The 8,355-nt window shown below is 71.8% G+C and carries 8 protein-coding genes and 1 pseudogene; 6 read left to right on the top strand and 3 right to left on the bottom strand.

What is annotated here, in order from left to right; translation table 11 throughout:
• Nucleotides 1–202: 202 nt before the first annotated feature.
• Nucleotides 203–799, bottom strand: a complete 597-nt coding sequence (locus tag ACFXAZ_RS15880) for a hypothetical protein (RefSeq protein WP_384590348.1) — start codon at nt 797–799, stop codon at nt 203–205.
• Nucleotides 800–1,067: 268 nt separating this feature from the next.
• Between ACFXAZ_RS15880 and ACFXAZ_RS15875 the strand changes: the two genes are divergently transcribed.
• The 5 genes from ACFXAZ_RS15875 to tgmB all read left to right on the top strand — a co-directional run bounded on the left by ACFXAZ_RS15875 (nt 1,068) and on the right by tgmB (nt 6,042).
• Nucleotides 1,068–2,432: an FAD-dependent oxidoreductase gene (locus ACFXAZ_RS15875; RefSeq protein ID WP_384590345.1), complete on the top strand. Its 1,365-nt coding sequence runs from the start codon at nt 1,068–1,070 to the stop codon at nt 2,430–2,432.
• 470 nt (nt 2,433–2,902) lie between these two features.
• Complete coding sequence (locus ACFXAZ_RS15870; RefSeq protein WP_384590342.1) at nt 2,903–4,087, top strand: hypothetical protein; 1,185 nt, start codon at nt 2,903–2,905, stop codon at nt 4,085–4,087.
• Nucleotides 4,088–4,334: 247 nt separating this feature from the next.
• Nucleotides 4,335–4,625: a DUF1232 domain-containing protein gene (locus ACFXAZ_RS15865; protein ID WP_384590339.1), complete on the top strand. Its 291-nt coding sequence runs from the start codon at nt 4,335–4,337 to the stop codon at nt 4,623–4,625.
• Between the two features lie 226 nt (nt 4,626–4,851).
• Entirely contained in the window at nt 4,852–5,043 is a 192-nt protein-coding gene (tgmA, locus tag ACFXAZ_RS15860; protein WP_384590337.1) for a putative ATP-grasp-modified RiPP, read from the top strand.
• Between the two features lie 18 nt (nt 5,044–5,061).
• A complete protein-coding gene (gene tgmB / locus ACFXAZ_RS15855) occupies nt 5,062–6,042 on the top strand; it encodes an ATP-grasp ribosomal peptide maturase (protein WP_384590334.1) in 981 nt (326 codons plus the stop codon).
• 97 nt (nt 6,043–6,139) lie between these two features.
• Here the strand turns inward: tgmB and ACFXAZ_RS15850 are convergent, their stop codons facing one another.
• Nucleotides 6,140–6,388 (bottom strand): DUF5133 domain-containing protein, encoded by a 249-nt coding sequence (locus tag ACFXAZ_RS15850; RefSeq protein ID WP_384590331.1) that lies wholly within the window; start codon nt 6,386–6,388, stop codon nt 6,140–6,142.
• Nucleotides 6,389–6,775: 387 nt separating this feature from the next.
• Between ACFXAZ_RS15850 and ACFXAZ_RS15845 the strand changes: the two genes are divergently transcribed.
• On the top strand, nt 6,776–7,666 hold the full coding sequence (locus ACFXAZ_RS15845) for a Gfo/Idh/MocA family protein (protein ID WP_384590328.1): 891 nt from the start codon (nt 6,776–6,778) through the stop codon (nt 7,664–7,666).
• 284 nt (nt 7,667–7,950) lie between these two features.
• Here ACFXAZ_RS15845 and ACFXAZ_RS15840 read toward each other — a convergent pair.
• Nucleotides 7,951–8,274: pseudogene (locus tag ACFXAZ_RS15840) on the bottom strand (hypothetical protein); the annotation flags it as partial.
• Between the last annotated feature and the right edge of the window lie 81 nt (nt 8,275–8,355).

Here is an 8,355-nt window from a genome sequence, read left to right as displayed (position 1 = left end):
GACCGCCGCCCACTGGAACCGACCGTCACCTCCTCCGGCATCCGCCACGACCCGCGGGGGGGGGGCGCCCGGGCGCGCGCCCCCCGGGCTCGCCCCGCGGGGGGCCCCCGCGACGACGAACGCGCAGACCAGGACGGCGGCAAGGGTGTAGATCAGCCATTCCGGCACAGGGGGGCTCCAGGAGGTGTCGCTCGGGGGTGGGTCAGCCGCGGCGGCGGCGCGATCCGGGGCGCAGGGCCGCAGCGGCGAGGATGGCGGGGACGGTGACGACGGTCGTGGTGGTCACGACGGACAGATCGCCGTTGACGGGGCGGTCACCGGCCGCGGGGCGGTAACGGTTCCGGGGCACCCACCGGAAGCCGTCGTCCGGGGTGCCGGGGGCGGTGTCCGGCGGGGTGGGGGCCGCCTGCGGTGGGGGCGCGGGTCGCTCCGGCGCGGGGGGTGGCGGGGGTGTTCGCGGGGGTGCCGCGGCCGGTGCCGGTGCTGCGGGCACGGCGGCGGGTGCGGCGGGGGGCGCCTGGGCGGAACGTTCCGCCGGTGCCGTACGGGGTGGCGGCGGCGCCTCCGGCAGCGGCGGCGTACGGACTTCGGGCGCCTCGGGGGGTTCGGGTGATTCGGGCGCCTCGGGGGGTCCGGGAGTCTGCGCCTCGGCGCCGATCTCGACCCAGACGTCCGGCGCGCAGACGACCACACGCGCCGCACCGGTCTCGGGGTCGGCCGTCACGGCCGCTCCGGTGCCGGGTGACAGCGGGCACATCGCGGCGACCGCTCCGAGTCCGACGGTGATCCAGCCGGCCACCGACCGTGCCTCCGTTCCGGGTTCGCGTGACAGCGTCCGGGGCGCCGGATTCCGGCCCCCCGAACGGAATGAACGATCATCCTGATCACTGGTCACGCCCGGCCGGGCCCCGCTCCCGGCCGCCGCACGGAGGCCATATAACCTGGCGAAGGAGAGGTCATAAGGTCGCCTTATGAGTCCATAGGCCGGACCCGCGTACCAACTTAGGCTTGCCTTAGTTTAGGCTTCCCGTTCGAGTCGTCCATCACCGCTCGAAGGGAACCTGATCATGCCCCGCCCCCTGCGGGTAGCCATCGTCGGAGCCGGTCCCGCCGGTATCTACGCCGCCGATGCACTGCTCAAGTCCGACGTGGCCACCGAGCCCGGTGTGTCCATCGACATCTTCGAGCGCATGCCGGCCCCGTTCGGACTGATCCGCTACGGCGTCGCCCCCGACCACCCCCGGATCAAGGGCATCATCACCGCCCTGCACCAGGTGCTGGACAAACCGCAGATCCGGCTCTTCGGCAATGTCGAGTACCCGACCGACATCAGCCTGGACGACCTGCGCTCGTTCTACGACGGCGTGATCTTCTCGACCGGCGCGATGGCCGACCGCGCGCTGTCCGTCCCGGGGACGGACCTGGACGGCTCCTACGGCGCCGCGGACTTCGTGTCCTGGTACGACGGGCACCCGGACGTGCCGCGCACCTGGCCGCTGGAGGCGGAGAAGGTCGCCGTGCTCGGCGTCGGCAACGTGGCGCTGGACATCGCCCGTGTGCTGGCCAAGACCGGGGACGAACTGCTGCCGACCGAGATCCCGGCCAACGTGTACGAGGGCCTGAAGGCCAACAAGGCGCTGGAGGTGCACGTCTTCGGGCGGCGCGGGCCCGCGCAGGCCAAGTTCAGCCCGATGGAGCTGCGGGAGCTGGACCACTCCCCCACCATCGAGGTCATCGTCGACCCCGAGGACATCGACTACGACGCGGGCTCGATCGAGACCCGGCGCGGCAACAAGCAGGCCGACATGGTCGCCAAGACGCTGGAGAACTGGGCGATCCGCGATGTCGGCGACCGGCCGCACAAGCTCTTCCTGCACTTCTTCGAGTCCCCCACGGAGATCCTCGGCGCGGACGGCAAGGTCGTCGGCCTGCGCACCGAGCGCACCGCGCTCGACGGCACCGGAAACGTCAAGGGCACCGGCGAGTTCAAGGACTGGGACGTCAGCGCGGTCTACCGGGCGGTCGGCTACCTCTCCGACAAGCTGCCCAAGCTGCCCTGGGACATCGACTCGGGCACCGTCCCCGACGAGGGCGGCCGGGTCATCGAGGAGAGCGGGGCGCACCTGCGGTCGGTGTACGTCACGGGCTGGATCCGGCGCGGTCCGGTCGGCCTGATCGGGCACACCAAGGGCGACGCCAACGAGACGGTCGCCAACCTGCTGGACGACCACGCCCATGACCGGCTGCACACCCCGTCGGCGCCGGAGCCGGAGGCCGTGTCCGCCTTCCTCGCCGGGCGCGAGGTCCGCTTCACCACGTGGGAGGGCTGGCACCGGCTCGACGCCGCCGAGAAGGCGCTGGGCGAGCCGCAGGGCCGCGAGCGGGTGAAGATCGTCGAGCGCGAGGACATGCTCCGGGAGAGCGGCGCCTGATCCCTGACGGGTCCCCTCGGCCTCGGCGGCCTGCTCCCTCACGCGCGCCCCGTACCCGGCGCGCGACGGACCGACGGCGACGCGACGGACCGGTGGCGACTCGACGAACCGACGGCAGTTCGACGGACCGGTGGCGACTCGACGACCCGGTGACATCACGTCAACCCGGTGGCAGCACGAAGGACCGAAGGCGAGCGGAACCGCCCCAATGCGGATGGAGGGCGGTTCCGCTCGTCCACGTGATTGTGGTGAGACGGTACGTCCGGGACCACGGGTGCGCGATGGTCACCTGTGGCGCGGAAAGTGCGCCCCGTACGCGCCGCGCACTCCCCGTGTGCGGCGCGCGGTGTGTTCCTGATCACTCCGGGCAGGCATTCGTGCATACCAGGGCCGGTTCCGGTCGATGTTTCACAAGGAGTGCGGCGATACTGGCTGATCGCACTGCTTGGCCTCTTCTGACCGATGGACACATGCCCAGTTCCTCCTCGATCTCCCCGACCGTGTGGCTGGCCCGCGGTCGGTACGCCGGCTCCGACGCGGCGGACGTCCTGCGGCGCACCCTGCGCCTGCGCAAGGACTCCGGCGCCCTGGACGACTTCTACGAACTGCCCGAGTCGGGTACCGGCGGCGGCCCGCTCGTCGTCGAGGCCCGCTGGCGGGTGGACGGCCCCGTCACCGTCCGGTCCCGGCTCACCCTCGACGACACCGGCCGGTGGACGCTGGTGGCCGAGGCCGAGGCCGCCTGGGAGCTGCACTGGCCCTCCCCCGCAACCCTGTTCTGGCCGGAGGACGACGACGCCTGGGCCCATGACTGCGGTACGGAACTGCGGCTGCGGGAGATCAATCCGCTGCCGTCGGAGGAGGAGCGCGACCTGCGGCAGGTGCTCAAGGCCGCCGCGCACGACCCCTGGACGATCCATGTCGTCGTCCACGAGGCGATGACCGTCGACGAGCGCGGCCTCCGACCCCTGGCCGCCGTGCTGCCGCCGGGGCTGCGGCACCGGGTGGTCGAGCATCGCGCGGCGCCGCAGCAGCTCAGGCCCGTGAACTGGGCGCTGCGCGAGGCCGGCGTGGAGGTGCCGCGCGGCGGCGCCGTCGTGCTGCCGGGCGTCCCCGCCCCGCCCGGGTACACCGCCGAGGGCTTCACCGTGCGCTCGGTGTTCCTCGACGGCTCACAACCGGCGGAGCTGATCAGTACGGTGACCCGGTTCGCCGCGCTGTTCCGCTGGCTGCCCGACGACGCCGAGCCGCTGCTGACCGCCCTGCGCGACGACTGGCAGCTGCTCACCGTGGAGGAGGAGCTGGACCGGGAGCGGCGGCTGGTGGCGATGTACGTGGAGGCGCTGGAGGCGATGACCACGTCCCGCGATCTGTACCGGGAGGCCGCCGACTCCGCCCATGAGGCGCTGGCCGCCTACCGCGAGACCTACGGCGACCTGTCCGGGCCGGCACGGCCCGCCGAAACGGCGCCCTCCCCGCTGCGCCAGCTGACCCAGACCTTCGGCCGGCTCCGACTCCCCGGCCGCCGCACCGACCCCGGCACCGGCGCCGACGGCGTGTCCCCCGGTCCCACCCGCGGGGCACACGCCCGCGTGGCACACAGGCCCTTCTTATCGAGGGGGAACAAGATGAGCGGCGACAAGACACTCTCTTGACCCGGAACAAAGGCTTCCGCCTACGGCCTCCCGTGTGACTTGTGCCGCGAAGCAGCAATATGACCCGCGTTTGCGGGAATTCATGGAGTGCGAACGCATTGCGGCACGGGGATCGAGAAAGACCGAGCAGGACCGAGTGAGACCGAGTGGGACTGAGTAGGACCGGAGCAAGACCGAGAAGGAGCGGGTAGGACCAAGTGAGACCGACTGGGATCGAGTGGGACCGAACCTGATCGAGGGGGACCCCATGGAGACGACCACCATGGTGCTCATCGCCGTCGTCCTGGTGTTCGCCGCGCTGGTGCTGGCCGCCGCCGTGGGGCTCCTGGTACGGCTGGTGCGGGCGCGGCGGGGGTTGCGCCGGGCGGGGCTCCCGACCGGTCCACGCTGGGTCTTCTGGGGCGCGGTCCTGTATTTCGTACTCCCCGCCGACCTGTTGCCCGATCCCGTGTACCTCGATGACATCGGTGTCCTCCTGCTCGCCCTGCGCACCGTGCGGGGGCGGGCGGAGGTCGCCCGGCCGGGCGATCCCGTCTGAGATCCGGACCACACAGCGACCACACAAGTCGTCCGCGGATCAACCGATTGGCCCTCCCGACCGTCTCAGGTTCAGAGCGCCTCAACTCGCCTGTGACTACGGAGCGTAAGGAAACCATTCACCCGTTCGATTCGTATAAGTGCATGGGGCCCACAAGATCCATGGGCGCAGCAATGACGCGGCCTGCCGACAGCTTGCTCGGAGCGGCACCGACGAGGGAGAGACGATGCAACCGTTCACGCTCAACTACGCACGGCCGGCTGCGGAGTTGGACGTCACCACTCCGTACGCCTACGACTCCGGACAGCAGTTGAACGTACTCATGGATGGCCGGATCGCCGCCTCAGATCTGGCACTGCTCAGAGAATTGGGGACGACGACCTCCACCGCGGGTTCCAAGACGCACTTCGACGACTGACCCACGGACCCTAGACAGATGACCGTGCTGATCCTGACCTCCGAGCAGGATGTGACGGCCGACATGGTGGTCGTCCATCTGAACGCCTCGGGGGTGCCTGTGGTGCGCATCGACCCCGCCGACCTGACCGGCGGGGTGGCCCTCTCGGGCGAGTATGTGCACGGCGCCTTCCGCGGGCACCTGTGGTCCGCGGGACGGCTGGTGAGCATGGACGGGCTCAGATCCATCTGGGTACGCAGGCCGGGCACCCCGGCCACCCGGGTGCCCGAGCCCTCCGAGTGGCTGACCGAGGAGTCCGCGCAGGCGCTGTACGGCATGCTGCGCTCGTTGGACGCGCGCTGGATGAACGATCCGGACGCGGCCTGCCGGGCCCGGCACAAGCCATGGCAGCTGCGGCTCGCCCAGCGCACCGGGCTGCCCGTGCCCGCCACCCTGATCACCACGTTTCCGCAGGCCGCCCGCGATTTCGCGGACCGGTTCCCGGATCTGGTGGTCAAACCGGTCTCGGGCGCCCATCCGCAGGAGCCGCCGCGCGCGGTGCCGACCAGCCGGGTGGCGCCCGGCACCGACTTCGCCGCCGTGGCCTACGGGCCGACGCTGCTGCAACGGCGGGTCACCAAGCGGGCGGACATCCGGCTGACCGTGGTGGGCGAGCGGATGCTGGCGGCCCGCAAGCCCACCGCGTCCGACGCCGACCCGGACGAGGTCGACGTCCGGTTCGCCCCGTCCACCGGGCCCTGGCAGGAGACCCGGGTGCCGCCGCGCATCGCCGAGGGCGTCCGCGCCTATCTGAGGGAGGCGGAACTGTCGTACGGCGCCTTCGATTTCGCGGAGGACGGGGACGGCACCTGGTGGTTCCTGGAGTGCAATCAGTCCGGGCAGTTCGGCTTCGTGGAGGTGGACACGGGACAGCCCATCGCCCGCACCATCGCCGAATGGCTGGCGCGTCCGGCGCGTTTTCCGCAGCCGGTGCGGGGTGCGGACACCCGGGTGCGCTGATCCGGCCACCCGCCGGGCGGCCGACGGCCCTGTCCTGCCGTCGGCCCCGGCCCCATGGTCTTCCGTCATGCCGTCATATGCGCCTTCCTACCTGCCGTCATACGGCGATCGGCACGGCGTCGCCCCCCGCGGGGGCCCGGCGTGCGCCCGGCACCGCCGACAGCAGCACATCCGCCCTGGCGATGGCCTCCGGCACCTCGGCGGTGTCCATCAGTTCGCATAGCAGACGGCTCACGTCCGTCAACTCCCGGGTCACGGCGAGTCGTTCCCGCTCCGACTGGGCGATGCGCAGCGCCGCATAGCGGGTCAGCAGCTCTCTGACGGCCTTCGGGTCCGGCACCGTCACGAGACGTCCTCTCTCTCGAACCCTGAGATCTCTTGGATCTCCTGGGCCTGTTGGGTCTGTCTGAACAATCGATTCTGTCTGATCTTTCGGGCATATCGGGTCTGTCGGGGCTGTTTGGTCCGTCCGATTTCTCGGATCTCTCTGAGATTTTTTGGATCTCTCGGAAAAAATCTCGGGTCTCACAGGTTTGTGCTGCGTATGCCCGGATGGTGGCGAAGCATTCATCCCGGGGGGTGTGTGCCGCCTCATTGGCCGAATACGGCCTCGGCCGCAGCCGATCGGAAACGGAATCGGGCTTCGCGGATCGACCGTCCGTGTGACACGCTCCCTCTGGCCGCGGACCCGGCCGTTCGGGGCTCGGCACATCGGCACAGGAGAGGCGGCGGTATGCGCATCGGACTGCTCGGAACCGGCCCGTGGGCACAGCTCGCCCACGCGCCCGCACTCGACGAGCACCACGGGCTGGACTTCGTCGGCGTATGGGGCAGGCGCCCGGACGCCACGAAGGAACTGGCCGGCCGACACGGGGTACGGGCCTACGACGACGTGGACACGCTCCTCGCCGACGTGGACGCCGTCGCCGTGGCCCTGCCGCCCGGGGTGCAGGCCGAACTGGCGGTGCGGGCCGCGCGGGCGGGCCGTCATCTGCTGCTCGACAAGCCGCTCGCGGCGACCGTGGACGAGGCCCGGGCGGTGGCGGAGGCGGCGCGCGAGGCCCGGGTGGCGTCCGTGATCTTCTTCACCGCCCGGTTCCAGACCGAGACCGAGGCGTGGATCGCCGAACAGGCCGCCACGGACGGCTGGTTCACGGCACGGGCCCAGTGGCTCGGGTCCGTGTTCACCACCGGCGACAGCCCGTTCGCCGCGTCGGCGTGGCGGCGGGAGAAGGGCGCCCTGTGGGACGTGGGACCGCACGCCCTGTCCGTGCTGCTGCCGGTGCTGGGCGACGCCCTGCGGGTGGCCGCCGCCGCGCACGGCCCCGGTGACACCGTGCATCTCGTCCTCGACCACGCGGGCGGCGCGTCGAGCACCCTCACGCTGAGCCTCACGGCACCGCCCGCCGCCGGGGGCACCGAGGTGGAACTGCGGGGCGCGGCCGGGGTGGCCCGGCTCCCCGGCGGCTCCGAGGGCGCGGTCCCACCCCTGCTCCGGGCCGCCGACGCCCTGATCCTGGCCGCCGGGAGCGGACGCCCGCATCCCTGCGACGCCGATTTCGGCGTGCGGGTGACGGAGATCCTGGCGGAGGCTGAGGGGCTGCTCGGCGAGCGGGTGGGGTAGCGGGTGGCAGGAGGGGCGGTGGCCGCCCGGGGGTAGTTCCCCGGAGGGGTAGTTCCCCCGAGGGGGCAGTGGTCGCCGGGCGGCAGTGGTTCCCGGGAGGGGGCGGTGTTCGCCGGGGAGCTGCGGTCGCCGAGAGTTCAGCGGTCGCCGGGAGTGGGGCCGGCGTCGAGGGCGGCGTCCGGGGCGGGTCTGCCGCCCGGGGTGACAACGCCCGCTACCTCGGCGGCACCGCCGCCCCTTGCAGCCTCGCTGCCCCTTCCCACCTCGACCTCATCGACTGGCTCCCCCTCGAACGGCTCGTCGCTCCAGCGGAACCACGCCCGCTCCCCCTCGATGTGCAGCAGGAACTCCGGGACCGGCCCGTCCGGCGAGGACAGCGTGACCCGGCGGGTGATCTCGTCGTACGCCGTCTCCCAGGTCGCCCACTTCGCGTCGTCGTCCAGCCGGGTCAGCGCGAGTTCGCGGGCGAACAGCTCGCGCACCTCCTCGTACGCCGGGCTCGGGGTGAATCTGCCCGCGAGCCAGGGGAAGTCGGCGTCCTGGATGAGGATCTCCCCGATGTCGCCCGCGCCGCAGCGCACCCGCCAGACCTCGCCCAGGAACCCCACGCCGGCCTCCCCTTCATTCCGCTGATCCCGTCCGCCCAGCATGGCACCCGGCACTGACAACGCGGTCCGGGCTGCCGTCCG

This window comes from Streptomyces sp. NPDC059477 (assembly GCF_042749375.1).
In the GTDB taxonomy this organism is placed as follows: domain Bacteria; phylum Actinomycetota; class Actinomycetes; order Streptomycetales; family Streptomycetaceae; genus Streptomyces.
Note: the sequence above shows the minus strand (reverse complement) of the source record. Positions and strands in the feature narration are given on the sequence as shown.

Excerpts from the sequence above, each read along its gene's own strand:
- tgmB (WP_384590334.1), top strand. The coding sequence starts at position 5,062 with ATGACCGTGCTGATCCTGACCTCCGAGCAGGATGTGACGGCCGACATG.
- ACFXAZ_RS15870 (WP_384590342.1), top strand. The coding sequence starts at position 2,903 with ATGCCCAGTTCCTCCTCGATCTCCCCGACCGTGTGGCTGGCCCGCGGT.
- ACFXAZ_RS15865 (WP_384590339.1), top strand. The coding sequence starts at position 4,335 with ATGGAGACGACCACCATGGTGCTCATCGCCGTCGTCCTGGTGTTCGCC.
- ACFXAZ_RS15875 (WP_384590345.1), top strand. The coding sequence starts at position 1,068 with ATGCCCCGCCCCCTGCGGGTAGCCATCGTCGGAGCCGGTCCCGCCGGT.
- ACFXAZ_RS15845 (WP_384590328.1), top strand. The coding sequence starts at position 6,776 with ATGCGCATCGGACTGCTCGGAACCGGCCCGTGGGCACAGCTCGCCCAC.
- tgmA (WP_384590337.1), top strand. The coding sequence starts at position 4,852 with ATGCAACCGTTCACGCTCAACTACGCACGGCCGGCTGCGGAGTTGGAC.